Source organism: Burkholderia sp. D-99 (genome assembly GCF_011605345.1).
Taxonomy (GTDB): Bacteria; Pseudomonadota; Gammaproteobacteria; order Burkholderiales; family Burkholderiaceae; genus Burkholderia.
The window spans coordinates 225,356-242,305 of record NZ_JAAOXM010000011.1 but is presented as its reverse complement, the minus strand read 5'-3'; the positions used below and the strand labels follow the sequence as shown (position 1 = coordinate 242,305).

Genomic DNA, 16,950 nt, shown 5'->3' with positions numbered 1-16,950 from the left:
GGAGTGAAACGATGAAGCGATATGGCGTAGGCGAAGCGAAGGGGACGGGCGGCCAGGTGATGCCGTTTGCACGCGCGGTCGAGGCCGACGGCTGGCTGTACGTGTCGGGCCAGACGCCGATGGTGAACGGCGAGGTCGTCGAAGGCGGCATCGTCACGCAGTCGAAGCAGACGATCGAGAACGTGATCGCGATCCTGAGGGAAGCCGGCTACGGCCTCGAGCACGTCGTGCGCTGCGGCGTGTGGCTCGACGACGCGCGCGATTTCGCGTCGTTCAACAAGGTGTTCATTTCGTACTTCGGCGAGCATCCGCCGGCACGCGCATGCGTGCAGTCGAGCATGGTCATCGACTGCAAGGTCGAGGTCGACTGCATCGCGTACAAGGCGCCGGCGAAGTAACGCCGCAACGGCGAGCCGCTACGCAACGGGCCCGGCGCATTCACGTGCGCCGGGCCCGTTTTGTCATGTGCCGGGCACTGTTCGATCGTTGCTCGGCGCTCCTGCGGCGGCAACCGCCGCAGCGCCATCCGCCCGTTCAGGTAATGTGCCGCATGATCGTACTGAGGGGAAATGCATGGAATGGGCTGCGCTGGTGCCGGAGCTGATCTGCTCGGACCTTGCCGGAAGCGTTCGCTTCTATCGTGACGTGCTGGGATTCCGGATTCGCTTCGAACGTCCGGAAGACGGGTTCGCTTATCTTGAGATCGGGCGTGCTCAGCTGATGCTCGAGCAGTACAGCCCGGAGGGCTGGCTGACCGGTCCGCTGGAGCGGCCGTTCGGGCGCGGGATCAATTTTCAGATCGAGGTCGATGCGCTCGATCCCATTCTCGACCGGATCCGCGCCGCGGGCGTGACGCTGTTCGTCGAGCCGCGCACGTCCTGGTATCGGGAGGACGAGATCGAGCATGGCCAGATCGAGATGCTGGTGCAGGATCCCGACGGTTACCTGCTGCGCCTGGTGGAGATCCTGCCTGAGCGGCCGGTGAGCGGGTGACCGCGGGCCGTTGGCGCTCCCACGTGCAATGAAAAACGGCCCGGCCGGTTGAATCCGGTCGGGCCGTTTTGTCTGGTGTGGCGGCCGCACGTCGCCAACTGCGGCGGCCACCCGCCGCCGTCACTGCCGCGCGTTGCGCGCGTTGTCCGGCATCGGCTGGTTGTAGTTGGTACGGAACGGGTTGATGTCGAGCCCGCCGCGGCGCGTATAGCGCGCGTACACCGCGAGCTTCACCGGTTTGCACGCCTGCAGGATGTCGAGGAAGATCCGCTCGACGCACTGCTCGTGAAAGCCCGTGTGATTGCGGAACGAGATGATGTAGCGCAGCAGGCCGGCATGATCGATCTGCGGCCCGACGTAGTGGATCTGCACGCTGCCCCAGTCGGGCTGGCCGGTGACCGGGCAGTTCGAGCGCAGCAGGTCGGACACGAGCGTCTCCTCGACCGGCGCTTCGTCCTCGGCGTCGGCCGCCGACAGCAGCGACGGATCGGGTTCGTACACGTCGGTGTCGAGGTCGAGCCGGTCGAGCGACAGCCCGTCGAGCTCGTCCATTTGGAGCTTGCCGAAATCGTGCGGCGACACGAGCTGCACGGCGACGCTCGCGCCGCACGCGGCCGATACGTCGTGCTTCAGCGTGTCGCGCACCGCGTCGATCGAGTCGAACTTGGTCTGCGCGAACGAGCCGAGATACAGCTTGAACGACTTCGATTCGACGATGGCCGGCGATTCGGCCGGCACGTAGAAGGTCGCAACCGCGATCTGCGGCTTGCCGCGCATGTTGAGCCACGACAGCTCGTACGCGTTCCAGATGTCGGTGCCGAAGAACGGCAGCGCCGACGTGATGCCGAGCTGCTCGCGCGCGCCGGCGCGCGGGATCGGGAACAGCAGCGACGCGTCGTACTGGGCCGCGTAGGCGGTGGCCTTGCCGAGCGGGGAATGTTCGGGATTCATGCGACGCCTTTACGACAGGAAGAGGCGGTAAGCCGGGTTGGCGCTCTCCTCGACATACGGATAGCCGAGTGCCGCGAGGAAGCGCTCGAATTCGGCGCGATCGGCCTGCGGCACCTGCAGGCCAACGAGGATCGAGCTGTAGTCCGCGCCCTGGTTGCGGTAGTGGAACAGGCTGATGTTCCAGTCCGGCGCCATCGACGACAGGAACTTCATCAGCGCGCCCGGCCGCTCCGGGAATTCGAAGCGGAACAGCCGCTCGTCGTGCGCGAGCGGCGAACGGCCGCCCACCATGTAGCGGATGTGTTCCTTCGACAGTTCGTCGTGCGTCAGGTCGACGCTCTTGAAGCCATGCGATTCGAAGTTCGCGGCGATCTCGGCCGATTCGCCGCGGCGCTTGATCTGCACGCCGACGAAGATGTGCGCGGCCTGCGCATCGGCGATCCGGTAGTTGAACTCGGTGACGTTGCGGTCGCCGACGAGCGAGCAGAAGCGCTTGAAGCTGCCGCGCTCCTCGGGGATCGTGACCGCGAACACGGCTTCGCGCGCTTCACCGACTTCCGCGCGCTCGGCGACGAAGCGCATCCGGTCGAAGTTCATGTTCGCGCCGGACGTGACCGCGACGAGCGTCTGGTTCTCGATGCCTTCGCGTTCCGCGTAGAGCTTCGCGCCCGCGACCGCGAGCGCGCCGGACGGCTCGAGCACGCTGCGCGTGTCCTGGAAGACGTCCTTGATCGCCGCGCACAGCGCGTCGGTGTTCACCGTCACCACGCCGTCGAGGTACTCGCTGCAGAGCCGGAAGGTTTCCTCGCCGACCAGCTTCACGGCGGTGCCGTCCGCGAACAGGCCGACCTCGCTCAGCTCGACGCGCTTGCCTGCGTCGAGCGACTGCGCCATCGCGCACGAATCCTCGGCCTGCACACCGATCACCTTGATCTCCGGCCGCACCGCCTTCACGTAGGCCGCGACGCCGGACGCGAGCCCGCCGCCGCCGATCGGCACGAAGATCGCGTGGATCGGGCCCTGGTGCTGGCGCAGGATCTCCATCGCGATCGTGCCCTGGCCGGCGATCACGTACGGATCGTCGAACGGGTGGACGAACGTGAGGCCACGCTCCTCCTGCACCTTGACCGCGTATGCGTACGCGTCGCTGTACGACTCACCGGCCTGGATCACCTCGACGCTCGGGCCGCCGTGCGCGCGCACTGCATCGACCTTCACCTGCGGCGTCGTGACGGGCACGACGATCACGGCCTTGACGCCCATCCGGGCCGCCGAGAACGCGACCCCCTGCGCGTGGTTGCCGGCCGATGCCGTAATCACGCCGCGCGCGAGCGCGTCCGCCGGAATGTGCGCCATCTTGTTGTACGCGCCGCGCAGCTTGAACGAGAACACCGGCTGGTTGTCCTCGCGCTTCAGGTAGACGGCGTTGCGCAGGCGGGCCGACAGGTTGCGGGCGGATTCGAGTTCCGTCTCGATCGCGACGTCGTAGACGCGCGCGGTGAGGATTTTCTTCAGGTAATCGTGGGATGCCATGGGCGCTCGCGTGCAGTGCGGAAGCAGACGGTAAAAGATCAATGATAGCGCCAAGGGTCCGCCCGCATGCAAGCGGCATGCCGAGCGCCCGCTCGCGAGGCCGTGCGGACGGTGCGTCGGCGGACTCGCGCGGCCTCTTTTGCCGGCTTAACCGCATGGTTACCGACCGGACGGACGGCGAATGCTCGCGCGAAATCGCGCCGAGCCAAGCCTGGCGCGGCTCGCGGCGATAGCCCCACGACCTGTCCGACGTGTCACGCGTGGCCCGATCATGGGTTAGAATTCCGTTTTGAATCAAGGATCGGAAGATGCAGAGGCACCCTCGGATCGCACCGTTGAAGCCGACGCCGCGCGCAGCCAGCCCCGCGGCGGAACGGCATGCGCGCCGCGCGCGATCGTGCTGATGATCGAGTGCCGCCAGGCCCTGTCGCCGGCCAGGAGGGGCGAGTCACCGCCCGCTCCGGCCCCATGAAGGACAGCCGCGCGCCTGGTAACAGAACAGATTTCCCCAAGATTGCGCCCACGCGCTTGCCGACGCCCGTGCACGGTGTATCGGCCCTCCGAGTCGTCCGAACATGAACGCACCACAAGTTTTCGATCCGCATGGCGCGGCCGCCGCCGTCGCCGCCGACCCCGCGCCCCGGTTGCGCGAGATTCCCTACAACTACACGTCCTTCTCGGATCGCGAGATCGTGATCCGCCTGCTTGGCGAAGAGGCGTGGTCGGTGCTCGACGAATTGCGTGCCGAGCGCCGCACGGGTCGCTCGGCACGGATGCTGTATGAAGTGCTCGGCGACATCTGGGTCGTACGCCGCAACCCGTACCTGCAGGACGACCTGCTCGACAACCCGAAGCGCCGCGCGCTGCTGATCGAGGCGCTGAACCACCGCCTCACCGAAATCGGCAAGCGCCGCAGCGCGGATCTCACCGCGCACCGCGACGACGCGGGCCGTGAGCGCGCATCGCGCGTCGAGATGCTCGAAACCGCCGCGCAGCGCGCGGTCAACGAGTTCGCCGACGAATTCGAGAAGATGGCCGACCTGCGCCGCCGCGCGACCAAGGCGCTCGGCCGCTGCACGCAGAAGGACAACATCCGTTTCGACGGGCTGTCGCGCGTGTCGCACGTGACCGACGCGACCGACTGGCGTGTCGAATACCCGTTCGTCGTGCTGACCCCCGATACCGAAGCCGAGATCGCCGGCCTCATCAAGGCCTGCTTCGAGCTCGGCCTGACCGTGATCCCGCGCGGCGGCGGCACCGGCTACACGGGCGGCGCCGTGCCGCTCACGCCGTTCTCCGCGGTGATCAACACCGAAAAGCTCGAGCAACTCGGCGCGGTCGAGCTGACCGAAATGCCGGGCGTCGCGCACAAGGTGCCGACGATCTTCTCCGGCGCGGGTGTCGTCACGCGCCGCGTGACGGAAGCGGCGGAAGCGGCCGGCTACGTGTTCGCGGTCGATCCGACCTCGCTCGACGCATCGTGCATCGGCGGCAACGTCGCGATGAACGCCGGCGGCAAGAAGGCCGTGCTGTGGGGCACCGCGCTCGACAACCTGGCCTGGTGGCGGATGGTCGACCCGGACGGCAACTGGCTCGAAGTCACGCGCCACGAGCATAACCAGGGCAAGATCCACGACATCGCGGTCGCGCGTTTCGAGCTGAAGTGGTTCGACGGCGCATACGCGCCGGGCGAGAAGCTGCTGAAGAGCGAGATGCTCGAGATCGAGGGCCGCCGCTTCCGCAAGGAAGGGCTCGGCAAGGACGTGACCGACAAGTTCCTCGCCGGCCTGCCGGGCGTGCAGAAGGAAGGCTGCGACGGGCTCATCACGTCCGCGCGCTGGGTGCTGCACAAGATGCCCGCGCACACGCGCACCGTCTGCCTGGAATTCTTCGGCCAGGCGCGCGAGGCGATCCCGAGCATCGTCGAGATCAAGGACTACCTGTTCGAGACGTCGAAGCAGGGCGGCGCGATCCTCGCGGGCCTCGAGCACCTCGACGAGCGCTACCTGCGCGCGGTCGGCTATGCGACCAAGAGCAAGCGCAATGCATTCCCCAAGATGGTGCTCATCGGCGACATCGTCGGCGACGATGCCGATGCGGTCGCGCACGCGACGTCCGAAGTGATCCGGATGGCGAACGGCAAGAGCGGCGAAGGCTTCGTCGCGATCAGCGCGGAGGCGCGCAAGCGCTTCTGGCTCGACCGCAGCCGCACGGCCGCGATCGCGAAGCACACGAACGCGTTCAAGATCAACGAAGACGTCGTCATCCCGCTGAACCGGATGGGCGAGTACACCGACGGCATCGAGCGGATCAACATCGAGCTGTCGCTGAAGAACAAGCTGCAGCTCGTCGACGCGCTGGAAGCGTTTTTCCGCGCCGGCAACCTGCCGCTCGGCAAGACCGACGACGCGAACGAGATCCCGAGCGCCGAACTGCTCGAAGACCGTGTCCAGCAGGCGCTGGAGTTGCTCAAGCGCGTGCGTGCGCGCTGGGAATTCGTGCGCGACCGGCTCGACCAGCCGCTGCGCGAGGCGCAGCACTACCTCGTGCAGCTCGGTTACGAGGCGCTGGCCGAGAAGTTCGCGGACCGCGCGGACGAGCAGCCGGGCGCGAACGTGTTCCACATTACGCAGGACCGCACGGTCCGCATTTCGTGGAAGCAGGAGATCCGCGCGGAGTTGCGCGCGATCTTCAACGGCGGCGCGTTCAAGCAGATCCTCGACGAGGCGCAGGCGATCCACAAGCAGGTGCTGCGCGGCCGCGTGTTCGTCGCGCTGCACATGCACGCGGGCGACGGCAACGTCCACACCAACCTGCCGGTCAACTCCGACAACTACGAGATGCTGCAGGACGCCCATGCGGCGGTTGCACGCATCATGAAACTCGCGCGTTCGCTCGACGGCGTGATTTCCGGCGAGCATGGCATCGGCATCACGAAGCTCGAGTTCCTGACCGACGACGAGATCGCCGAATTCCGCGCGTACAAGCAGCGCGTCGACCCGAACGGCCGCTTCAACAAGGGCAAGCTGCTCGAAGGCGCGGATCTTCGCAACGCCTATACGCCGAGCTTCGGGCTGATGGGGTACGAATCGCTGATCATGAAGCAGTCCGACATCGGCGCGATTGCCGATTCGGTGAAGGACTGCCTGCGCTGCGGCAAGTGCAAGCCGGTGTGCGCGACCCACGTGCCGCGCGCGAACCTGCTGTACAGCCCGCGCAACAAGATCCTCGCGACGTCGCTGCTGGTCGAGGCGTTCCTGTACGAAGAGCAGACGCGCCGCGGTGTGTCGATCAAGCACTGGGACGAATTCAACGACGTGGCCGACCACTGCACGGTGTGCCACAAGTGCGCGACGCCTTGCCCGGTGAAGATCGATTTCGGCGACGTCACGATGAACATGCGCAACCTGTTGCGCAAGATGGGCAAGAAGAAATTCAATGCCGGCAATGCGGCGGGCATGTTCTTCCTGAACGCGACCAACCCGCAGACGATCAACATCGCGCGCGGCGTGATGATGGGCGTCGGCTACAAGGTGCAGCGCTTCGCGAACGACATGCTGAAGAAGGTCGTGACGAAGCAGACGCAGCACCCGCCGGCAACGGTCGGCAAGCCGCCCGTCGTCGAGCAGGTGATCCACTTCGTCAACAAGAAGATGCCGGGCAACCTGCCGAAGAAGACGGCGCGCGCGCTGCTCGACATCGAGGACAACAAGGTCGTGCCGATCATCCGCAACCCGAAGTCGACGACCGTCGATTCGGAAGCGGTGTTCTACTTCCCGGGCTGCGGCTCCGAGCGTTTGTTCTCGCAGGTCGGCCTCGCGACGCAGGCGATGCTGTGGGAAGCCGGCGTGCAGACCGTATTGCCGCCGGGCTACCTGTGCTGCGGCTATCCGCAGCGCGGCTCGGGCCAGTACGACAAGGCCGAGAAGATCGTCACCGACAACCGCGTGCTGTTCCACCGGGTCGCGAACACGCTGAACTACCTCGATATCAAGACGGTGGTCGTGTCGTGCGGCACCTGCTACGACCAGCTCGCGGGCTACGAATTCGACAAGATCTTCCCGGGCTGCCGGATCATCGACATCCACGAGTTCCTGCTCGAGAAGGGGATGAAGCTCGACGGCGTGTCGGGCACGCGCTACATGTATCACGACCCGTGCCACACGCCGATCAAAACGATGGATCCGGTGAAGCTCGTCAACGAGCTGATGGGCGCGGAGAAGGACGGCTACAAGATCGAGAAGAACGAGCGCTGCTGCGGTGAATCGGGCACGCTCGCGGTCACGCGCCCGGACGTGTCGACGCAGGTTCGCTTCCGCAAGGAAGAGGAGATCCGCAAGGGTGCCGCGAAGCTGCGCAGCATCCCGGTCGTGGCCGGCAACGCGCCGGCGCCGGCGGCCGCGGCCGCGAACGGCCCGGACGTGAAGATCCTGACGAGCTGCCCGTCGTGCCTGCAGGGCTTGTCGCGCTACAGCGAGGACGCGAACCTCGAAGCCGACTACATCGTGGTCGAAATCGCGCGTCAGGTGCTCGGCGAGAACTGGATGGCCGATTATGTCGCACGTGCGAACAATGGCGGGATCGAGCGCGTGCTGGTCTAATGCGGGCATGACGACCGCCCGACCGGGCCGGGAATGAGCGGGCGCCGGTGCAGCAATGCCGGCGCCCGTCCACATGGGAGCGACAATGGAATGCGTGTTTTGCCGTGAAGACGGCGGCGAGGTGCTCTGGCGGGACGATGCGGTGCGTGTCGTCCTCGCGACGGGCGAGCACGAGTATCCGGGCTTCTGCCGGGTGATCTGGGGCGCGCACGTGGCCGAATTCTCCGATCTCGGCGAGCCCGAGCGGGCACATCTGATGCGCGTCGTGTACGCGGTCGAGCGGGCCGTGCGCCGCGTGATGCAGCCGAACAAGGTGAATCTCGCGAGCCTCGGCAACATGGTGCCGCACGTGCACTGGCACGTGATCCCGCGCTTTTCCAACGACGCCCATTTCCCGCAGCCCGTGTGGGCGCCGCGTCAGCGCAGCGTGTCCGAGGCGCTGCTGCGCTTGCGCGCAGCGCAGGCCTCGCTGCTGCACAATGCGGTGCGCGAGGAAATTCAACGCATGACCGATTCGAGGCAGCCATGAGCGGTTTGACTTCCACGACGCCGATTCCGTCCGGCGTCGTCGTGCACGCGGTGTCGCGCGTGCTCGAATTGCAGTACCCGAACGGCGACAGTTTCCGGATTCCGTTCGAGCTGATGCGTGTGTATTCGCCGTCGGCCGAGGTGCGCGGCCACGGGCCGGGCCAGGAGACGCTGCAGACGGGCAAGCGCGAAGTGACGATCACCGCGCTCGAGGGCGTCGGCAACTACGCGTTGCAGCCGACGTTTTCCGACGGCCATTCGACCGGCATCTACTCGTGGGACCTGCTGTACGAGCTGGCTACGCAGCAGGACGCGCTGTGGCGCGACTATTTCGACAAACTGAAGGCGGCGGGCGTCGAGCGCGACGCCCCGATGCAGGCGGCCGCCGCGTCGCACGGCCACTGCCACTGAAATTCGACGGCGCCCGCTCGGCGCCGTCTTGCCATTTACTGAGGATCAACGCGATGAGCAAAACCCACTTCGGCTTCGAAAGCGTCGAGGAAAACGAAAAAGCGAAGAAAGTGGCGGGTGTGTTCCATTCGGTCGCGAGCAACTACGATCTGATGAACGACCTGATGTCGGCGGGCATGCACCGCGCGTGGAAGGCGTTCACGATCGCGCAGGCGAACGTGCGCCCCGGCTTCAAGGTGCTCGACATCGCGGCCGGCACCGGCGACCTGACGAAGTCGTTCAAGAAGGCGGCCGGGCCGACGGGCGAGGTCTGGCATACGGACATCAACGAATCGATGCTGCGCGTCGGCCGCGACCGGCTGCTCGACAAGGGCATCGTGACGCCGTCGCTGCTGTGCGACGCGGAGAAAATTCCCTTTCCGGACAACTACTTCGATCTGGTCACGGTCGCGTTCGGGCTGCGCAACATGACGCACAAGGATGCCGCGCTGGCCGAGATGCGCCGCGTGACGAAGCCCGGCGGCCGCGTGATGGTGCTGGAATTCTCGAAAGTCTGGGATCCGCTGAAAAAAGCGTACGATCTGTATTCTTTCAAAGTATTACCGTGGCTTGGCGACAAGTTCGCGAAAGATGCTGAAAGTTACCGGTATCTTGCTGAATCTATCCGGATGCACCCCGATCAGGACACGCTGAAGACGATGATGGAACAAGCGGGCCTCGACGCCGTCAAATATTACAATTTGTCAGGTGGCGTGGTAGCTTTACACATGGGAGCCAAGTACTAAGGGGCTCTTTCCATACATTTGTCTTACATCTGGAGAAGCTGATGTCCGAAACGCGTTCGTTGTTCAACCGTAGCAAGCCGTCGAAGCCCTGGGCTCGACGAGTCGGCACGCTGCTGATGGTCGGCCTGCTCACGGCCGGCACGTTCGCATCGCTCGACGCTGAAGCCAAGCGCATGGGCGGCGGGCGCAGCATCGGCCGCCAGAATTCCACCGTCACGCAGCGCCAGGCCACACCGCCCGCGCAGCAGCCGATGCAGCAGGCTGCGCCGTCGCAGGCGCAGCGTGCGAACCCGGCCGCGCCCGCGCCGGCCGCGCAGCCCAACCGCTCGCGCTGGCTCGGGCCGATCGCCGGCCTCGCGGCCGGTCTCGGCATCGCGGCGCTGCTGTCGCACTTCGGCCTGGGCGGCGCATTCGCGAGCATGATGGCGAACGTCATCGTGATCGCGCTGCTCGCGATGGTCGGCATCTGGCTGATCCGCAAGTTCATGAATCGCCGTCGTCCGCAGGAGCCGGCCTACTCGGTAGGTGGCTCGGCGTCGTCGTCGGGCGGCTACTCGCAAAGTCCGTCGTTCCAGCAGGGCAGCACCAGCGGCAACTATGCGGGCAGCGGCAGCAGCTACGCGAACGAAGCGCAAGGCGTGTTCGGCGGCGGTGCCGCGGCCGCCGGCGCGGCAGCGGCTGCTGCGGCAGCACCGCTCCAGGTGCCGGCCGGCTTCGACACCGAAGCATTCCTGCGCAGCTCGAAGGTTTATTTCGTGCGCCTGCAGGCCGCGTGGGACCAGGGCAACCTGGCCGACATTCGCGAGTTCACGACGCCAGAAATGTTCGCCGAGATCAAGATTGACCTCGATTCGCGCGGCAACGAGTCGAACCAGACCGACGTCGTGCAGCTCGACGCGGAACTGGTCGCGATCGAGGATCGCGGCATCGAGCAGTCGGCGAGCGTGCGCTTCCACGGCCTGATCCGCGAATCGGCGAGTGCGTCGGCCGCGCCGTTCGACGAGGTGTGGAACCTGTCGAAGTCGGGCAGTCAGGGCTGGCTGCTCGCGGGCATCCAGCAGATCAACACGCACTGAGCGTGGCCGGCGGCCGCGCCGCCGGACTCCCGGGCAACGGCCGCCGCACTGCGACCGCTTGCCGCCCGGGTGTGCGGTTGGCCGCGGCCTGCCATCGATCCGACGTTACAATAGAAACCCGCGTGGGCGCCCGGCCTGCGCGGGTTTTTTCTTTCCCAGCCCGATGACCTTTGCCGCCAAGCCTTTTGCTGCTGCTGTCAATCACCTGCTCGCCCGCGAATCGTGGGCGCGCGACCGCCTGATTCCGTATGCGGGCAAGACTGCCCGGATCGACGTGCCTCCCGTTACGCTCACGCTGCTGGTGCAGCCCGACGGTTATCTGTCGGCCGTCGACGCGCACGATGCGCAACAGGTCGACGTGTCGATCGCGCTCGCGGGCGACACGGTCGCCGCGTTCCTGCAGGGCGGCCAGGCGGCCGTGATGAAGCACGTGAAGATCGAGGGCGACGCGGAGTTCGCGACGCAGATCGCGAAGCTGGCCGAGCACCTGCGCTGGGAACCTGAAGAAGATCTCGCGAAGCTGGTCGGCGACGCGGCGGCATTCCGGATCGCGACGGTCGTGCGCGACGCTGGCGCGCGCGCACGACGCACCGGCCGCAACGTGCTTGATTCCGTCGCAGAATACTGGCTCGACGAAAACCCGCAAGTCGTCCGGCGCACGTCGCTCGGCGGCTTCGATGCCGAACTGGCGCGCGCACGCGATGCGCTTGCACGGGTCGAAAAGCGGGTCGAGCGACTCGAACAAAAAATCGGCGCGCGCACGGGTTCCGGCCCGCGCGGCGCGCACTGAGGGCCGCAGGGCATGCGCATTTTCCGTTTCATCAAGATTGTTTACACCGTCATCCGCTTTGGTCTCGACGAAGTGATGCTGTCCCGGATCGACGACCGGCGCGTGAAGCTGCTGCTGCGGATCACGACGATCGGCCGCCGTTATTCCGATCCGCCTGCCGTGCGGCTGCGCCACGCGCTCGAAAGCCTCGGCCCGATCTTCGTGAAGTTCGGCCAGGTGCTGTCGACGCGCCGCGACCTGCTGTCGGTCGATTTCGCGAACGAACTCGCAAAGCTGCAGGACCAGGTGCCGCCGTTCGATTCGGCGGTCGCGATCGGGATCATCGAGAAGTCGCTCGGTGCGCCGGTCGACGAGCTGTTCGACGAATTCGAGCGCGAGCCGGTCGCTAGCGCGTCGATCGCGCAGGTGCATTTCGCGAAGCTCAAGCAGGGCGTGCACGCGGGCAAGGCCGTCGCCGTGAAGGTGCTGCGCCCGAACATGCTGTCCGTGATCGACTCCGACCTCGCGCTGATGCGCGACATCGCGATCTGGACCGAGCGCATGTGGGCCGACGGCCGGCGCCTGAAGCCGCGCGAGGTCGTCGCCGAATTCGACAAGTACCTGCACGACGAGCTCGACCTGATGCGCGAGGCCGCCAACGGCAGCCAGTTGCGCCGCAACTTCGCGGGCCTCGACCTGCTGCTCGTGCCCGAGATGTTCTGGGATTTCTCGACGTCGCAGGTGCTCGTGATGGAGCGCATGACCGGCGTGCCGATCAGCCAGGTCGAGACGCTGCGCTCGGCCGGGGTCGACATCAAGAAGCTCGCGCGCGAAGGCGTCGAGATTTTCTTCACGCAGGTGTTTCGCGATGGCTTCTTCCATGCGGACATGCACCCGGGCAACATCCAGGTGAGCCTCGATCCGAGCACCTTCGGCCGCTACGTCGCGCTCGATTTCGGGATCGTCGGTGCGCTGTCCGATTTCGACAAGAACTACCTCGCGCAGAACTTCCTCGCGTTCTTCAAGCGCGACTACCACCGCGTCGCGACGCTCCACCTCGAATCGGGCTGGGTGCCGCCCGAGACGCGCGTCGAGGAACTCGAAAGCGCGATTCGCGCGGTGTGCGAGCCGTATTTCGACCGGGCGCTGAAAGATATTTCGCTCGGCCAGGTGCTGATGCGCCTGTTCTCGACGTCGCGCCGCTTCAACGTCGAGATCCAGCCGCAGCTCGTGCTGCTGCAGAAGACGATGCTGAACGTCGAGGGGCTCGGCCGCTCGCTCGACCCCGAACTCGACCTGTGGAAGACCGCGAAGCCGTACCTCGAGCGCTGGATGACCGAGCAGATCGGCCTGCGCGGCTGGTACGAGCGCTTCAAGGTCGAGGCGCCGCAGTGGAGCAAGACGCTGCCGCAGCTGCCGCGCCTGATCCATCACGCGATGGCGGCGCGCCATGACGCGCCGCGCGCGGCGAGCGAGGACCTGATGCGCCAGATTCTCGTCGAGCAGAAGCGGACGAACCGGCTGCTGCAGGCGTTGCTGATCTTCGGCCTCGCCGTCGGCGTCGGAGCGCTCGTCGCGCGCGTGCTGCTCGCGCTCGCGTACGGCGGATGACCGAAAGGAGCTGGGCGATGTCCGATCCGAAACAACCGAAGCCGAATGTGCCGCCCGCCGCCGATTTCGCGACGCGTGACCCCGGTGACCCATCGTTCTGGGACGAGCGTTTCGAACGGGGCGTGACGCCATGGGAATTCGGTGGCGTACCTGACGGTTTTCGTGTGTTCGCGCACCGGCTCGAGCCGTGCGCCGTGCTGATCCCCGGCTGCGGCAGTGCGCAAGAGGCCGGGTGGCTCGCGCAGGCCGGCTGGCCCGTGCGTGCGATCGATTTCGCCGCGCAGGCGGTGGCTGCCGCGCAAGCGCAACTCGGCGCGCATGCGGACGTCGTCGAGCAGGCCGATTTCTTTGCATACCGGCCGCCGTTCGACGTGCAGTGGGTGTACGAGCGAGCGTTCCTGTGCGCGCTGCCGCCGGCCATGCGCGCCGGCTATGCGGCACGCATGGCCGAGCTGCTGCCCGCCGACGGATTGCTGGCAGGTTATTTCTTCCTGATGGCGAAACCGAAGGGGCCGCCGTTCGGAATCGAACGCGCCGAACTCGATGCGCTGCTCACGCCGCACTTCGAACTGATCGAGGATTTGCCGGTGGCCGATTCGCTGCCCGTGTTCGAAGGGCACGAGCGCTGGCTCACATGGCGCCGCCGCTGATGCGCGGGTGTCGCGGCCATTGCCGGAGCGCGGCAGGGTTTCGGCTATAATTCAAGGTTTTGCAAGCCGTTTCCAGTTTCCGCGGGAAAAATATCATGCCGATCTACGCCTATCGATGCGAAGCGTGTGGTTTCGCGAAGGACGTGCTCCAGAAGATGAGCGACGCGCCGCTGTCGCAGTGCCCGGAATGCGGGAAGGATGCATTTCGCAAGCAGGTCACCGCTGCGGGCTTCCAGTTGAAGGGCTCGGGGTGGTATGTCACCGATTTCCGCGGTGGTTCGGGCGGCGCAAGCGCGCCGGCGACTGCGACGGGCGATGCAGCCCCGGCCGCACCGGCGGAAGCCGCGCCTGCCGCGGCCGCGCCGGCTGCATCGAGCAGTTCCGAAAGCACGACGACGAGCGCTGCGCCCGCCCCGGCTGCAGCGCCCGCCGCCAGCAGTTGACCGTCGCGGCCCGGCCGGGCTGCGACCAACCCGCGCCGCCGGCGCGGTTCATTGACGGCAGATGATGAAAAAGACGACCCTGAAATCGGTGTTTCTGACCGGCCTGCTGGTTCTCGTCCCGCTCGCGATCACGCTGTGGGTGCTCGGTCTCATCATCGGCACGATGGACCAGACACTGCTCCTGCTGCCCGAATCGTGGCAGCCCGAGCGGCTGCTCGGCTTCCACCTGCCGGGGATCGGCGCGGTGCTGACGCTCGCGTTCATCTTCGTCGTCGGGCTGGCCACGCGGAACTTCATCGGCCAGAAGCTCGTCACGTGGTGGAACGCCGTGGTGCGTCACATCCCGGTCGTCGGGCCGATCTACACGAGCGTCAAGCAGGTGTCGGACACGCTGCTGTCGAGCAGCGGCAACGCGTTCCGCAAGGCGCTGCTGATCGAATACCCGCGTCGCGGCTCGTATACGATCGCGTTTCTGACCGGCACGCCGGGCGGCGACGTGCTCAATCATCTGACGGAAGAATACGTGAGCGTCTATATTCCGACGACACCGAACCCGACGTCGGGCTTCTTCCTGATGCTGCCGAAGAGCGAAGTCATCGAACTCGACATGTCGGTCGATGCCGCGCTGAAGTACATCGTCTCGATGGGCGTCGTGGCGCCCCCGGCGCCGGCTCCGGCGCCCGCCCGCCGCCCCGTCGAGCCGCCGCTGTAAGTAAAGAATCATCGCCCGGGCCGCGCGTTGCGGCGCCCGTTGATCAAACCGAACGAAAGCAAACATCATGTCGATGCGTACTGAATACTGCGGTCTCGTGACCGAACACCTGCTGGGCCAAACCGTGTCGCTGTGCGGCTGGGTGCAGCGCCGCCGCGATCACGGCGGTGTGATCTTCATCGACCTGCGCGATCGTGAAGGCCTCGTGCAGGTGGTGTGCGACCCGGATCGCGCGGAAATGTTCGCGACCGCCGAAGGCGTGCGCAACGAGTTCTGCGTGCAGATCAAGGGCCTCGTGCGCAACCGTCCGGAAGGCACGGTCAACGCCGGCCTGAAGAGCGGCAAGATCGAAGTGCTGTGCCACGAACTGAACGTGCTGAACGCGTCGGTCACGCCGCCGTTCCAGCTCGACGACGACAACCTGTCGGAAACGACGCGCCTCACGCACCGCGTGCTCGACCTGCGCCGTCCGCAGATGCAGCACAACCTGCGCCTGCGCTACCGCGTCGCGATCGAGGCGCGCAAGTACCTCGACGAGCAGGGCTTCATCGACATCGAAACGCCGATGCTCACGAAGAGCACGCCGGAAGGCGCGCGCGACTACCTCGTGCCGTCGCGCGTGAACGCCGGCCAGTTCTTCGCGCTGCCGCAGTCGCCGCAGCTGTTCAAGCAGCTGCTGATGGTCGCGAACTTCGACCGTTACTACCAGATCACCAAGTGCTTCCGCGACGAAGACCTTCGCGCCGACCGTCAGCCGGAATTCACGCAGATCGACTGCGAGACGTCGTTCCTCGGCGAGCAGGAAATCCGTGACCTGTTCGAAGACATGATCCGTCACATCTTCAAGACGACGATCGACGTCGAGCTCGACGCGAAATTCCCGGTGATGCCGTATTCGGAAGCGATGGCGCGTTTTGGTTCGGACAAGCCGGACCTGCGCGTGCAGCTCGAATTCACCGAGCTGACCGACGCGATGAAGGACGTCGACTTCAAGGTGTTCAGCACGCCGGCCAACGCGAAGGACGGCCGTGTCGCGGCGCTGCGCGTGCCGAAGGGCAGCGAGCTGTCGCGTGGCGACATCGACGGCTACACCGAATTCGTGCGCATCTATGGCGCGAAGGGCCTCGCATGGATCAAGGTCAACGAGAAGGCGAAGGGTCGTGACGGCCTGCAGAGCCCGATCGTCAAGAACCTGCACGACGCATCGATCGCGGCGATCCTCGAGCGCACGGGCGCAGAAGACGGCGACATCATCTTCTTCGCGGCCGACCGCGCGAAGGTCGTCAACGACAGCCTCGGCGCGCTGCGCCTGAAGATCGGCCATTCGGAATTCGGCAAGGCGAACGGCCTCGTCCAGGCCGGCTGGAAGCCGCTGTGGGTCGTCGACTTCCCGATGTTCGAATACGACGACGAAGATGCACGCTACGTCGCTGCGCACCACCCGTTCACGAGCCCGAAGGACGAGCACCTCGAGTACCTCGAGACCGACCCGGGCCGCTGCCTCGCGAAGGCATACGACATGGTGCTGAACGGCTGGGAAATCGGCGGCGGCTCGGTGCGTATCTACCAGGAGGAAGTGCAGAGCAAGGTGTTCCGCGCACTGAAGATCGGCGCGGAAGAGGCTCAGCTGAAGTTCGGCTTCCTGCTGGACGCGCTGCAGTACGGCGCGCCGCCGCACGGCGGTATCGCATTCGGTCTCGACCGCATCGTCACGATGATGGCCGGCGCCGATTCGATCCGCGACGTGATCGCGTTCCCGAAGACGCAGCGTGCGCAGGATCTGCTCACGCAAGCGCCGAGCCCGGTCGACGAGCGTCAGCTGCGCGAACTGCACATCCGCCTGCGTCAGCCGGAACAGCCGAAGGCGTAACGCGCCTCTCGCAAAAC

Annotated in this window: 15 protein-coding genes; 13 read left to right on the top strand and 2 right to left on the bottom strand. The window is 66.0% G+C overall.

All coding sequences use genetic code 11. The features are described from left to right. Nucleotides 1–11: 11 nt before the first annotated feature. Entirely contained in the window at nucleotides 12–398 is a 387-nt protein-coding gene (locus tag HAV18_RS30695) for a RidA family protein (RefSeq protein ID WP_166963588.1), read from the top strand. 175 nt (nucleotides 399–573) lie between these two features. After that, entirely contained in the window at nucleotides 574–993 is a 420-nt protein-coding gene (locus HAV18_RS30690) for a VOC family protein (RefSeq protein WP_166963586.1), read from the top strand. 120 nt (nucleotides 994–1,113) lie between these two features. On the opposite strand, the gene queF is transcribed toward HAV18_RS30690, so the two are convergent. Beyond that, on the bottom strand, nucleotides 1,114–1,944 hold the full coding sequence (gene queF, locus HAV18_RS30685) for an NADPH-dependent 7-cyano-7-deazaguanine reductase QueF (protein WP_166963584.1): 831 nt from the start codon (nucleotides 1,942–1,944) through the stop codon (nucleotides 1,114–1,116). 9 nt (nucleotides 1,945–1,953) lie between these two features. After that, a complete protein-coding gene (gene ilvA / locus HAV18_RS30680; protein ID WP_166963582.1) occupies nucleotides 1,954–3,477 on the bottom strand; it encodes a threonine ammonia-lyase, biosynthetic in 1,524 nt (507 codons plus the stop codon). 575 nt (nucleotides 3,478–4,052) lie between these two features. Here ilvA and HAV18_RS30670 point away from each other — a divergent pair. The 11 genes from HAV18_RS30670 (at nucleotide 4,053) to aspS (ending at nucleotide 16,933) form a co-directional block, all read left to right on the top strand. Then, nucleotides 4,053–8,078: a DUF3683 domain-containing protein gene (locus HAV18_RS30670; protein WP_166963580.1), complete on the top strand. Its 4,026-nt coding sequence runs from the start codon at nucleotides 4,053–4,055 to the stop codon at nucleotides 8,076–8,078. A gap of 85 nt (nucleotides 8,079–8,163) precedes the next feature. Beyond that, nucleotides 8,164–8,607 carry an HIT family protein gene (locus HAV18_RS30665; RefSeq protein WP_166963578.1) on the top strand — a complete coding sequence of 148 codons (444 nt, stop codon included), beginning with the start codon at nucleotides 8,164–8,166 and terminating at the stop codon, nucleotides 8,605–8,607. Continuing rightward, nucleotides 8,604–9,017, top strand: a complete 414-nt coding sequence (locus tag HAV18_RS30660) for a gamma-butyrobetaine hydroxylase-like domain-containing protein (RefSeq protein WP_166963576.1) — start codon at nucleotides 8,604–8,606, stop codon at nucleotides 9,015–9,017. Before HAV18_RS30665 ends, HAV18_RS30660 begins: the two co-directional genes overlap by 4 nt. Nucleotides 9,018–9,070: 53 nt before the next feature. Continuing rightward, nucleotides 9,071–9,802: a bifunctional demethylmenaquinone methyltransferase/2-methoxy-6-polyprenyl-1,4-benzoquinol methylase UbiE gene (gene ubiE, locus HAV18_RS30655; protein WP_166963656.1), complete on the top strand. Its 732-nt coding sequence runs from the start codon at nucleotides 9,071–9,073 to the stop codon at nucleotides 9,800–9,802. A 41-nt stretch (nucleotides 9,803–9,843) separates the two neighbouring features. Further along, nucleotides 9,844–10,878 carry a Tim44 domain-containing protein gene (locus HAV18_RS30650; RefSeq protein WP_166963574.1) on the top strand — a complete coding sequence of 345 codons (1,035 nt, stop codon included), beginning with the start codon at nucleotides 9,844–9,846 and terminating at the stop codon, nucleotides 10,876–10,878. Nucleotides 10,879–11,041: 163 nt separating this feature from the next. Then, nucleotides 11,042–11,668: an SCP2 domain-containing protein gene (locus HAV18_RS30645; protein ID WP_166963572.1), complete on the top strand. Its 627-nt coding sequence runs from the start codon at nucleotides 11,042–11,044 to the stop codon at nucleotides 11,666–11,668. A 12-nt stretch (nucleotides 11,669–11,680) separates the two neighbouring features. After that, nucleotides 11,681–13,258: a ubiquinone biosynthesis regulatory protein kinase UbiB gene (ubiB, locus tag HAV18_RS30640; protein WP_166963570.1), complete on the top strand. Its 1,578-nt coding sequence runs from the start codon at nucleotides 11,681–11,683 to the stop codon at nucleotides 13,256–13,258. Between the two features lie 17 nt (nucleotides 13,259–13,275). Further along, nucleotides 13,276–13,908: an SAM-dependent methyltransferase gene (locus tag HAV18_RS30635; RefSeq protein ID WP_166963568.1), complete on the top strand. Its 633-nt coding sequence runs from the start codon at nucleotides 13,276–13,278 to the stop codon at nucleotides 13,906–13,908. A gap of 95 nt (nucleotides 13,909–14,003) precedes the next feature. Continuing rightward, nucleotides 14,004–14,351 (top strand): FmdB family zinc ribbon protein, encoded by a 348-nt coding sequence (locus HAV18_RS30630; RefSeq protein ID WP_166963567.1) that lies wholly within the window; start codon nucleotides 14,004–14,006, stop codon nucleotides 14,349–14,351. 61 nt (nucleotides 14,352–14,412) lie between these two features. Next, entirely contained in the window at nucleotides 14,413–15,063 is a 651-nt protein-coding gene (locus tag HAV18_RS30625; protein ID WP_047898998.1) for a DUF502 domain-containing protein, read from the top strand. A 67-nt stretch (nucleotides 15,064–15,130) separates the two neighbouring features. Continuing rightward, on the top strand, nucleotides 15,131–16,933 hold the full coding sequence (gene aspS / locus HAV18_RS30620) for an aspartate--tRNA ligase (protein ID WP_166963565.1): 1,803 nt from the start codon (nucleotides 15,131–15,133) through the stop codon (nucleotides 16,931–16,933). Nucleotides 16,934–16,950 lie beyond the last annotated feature (17 nt).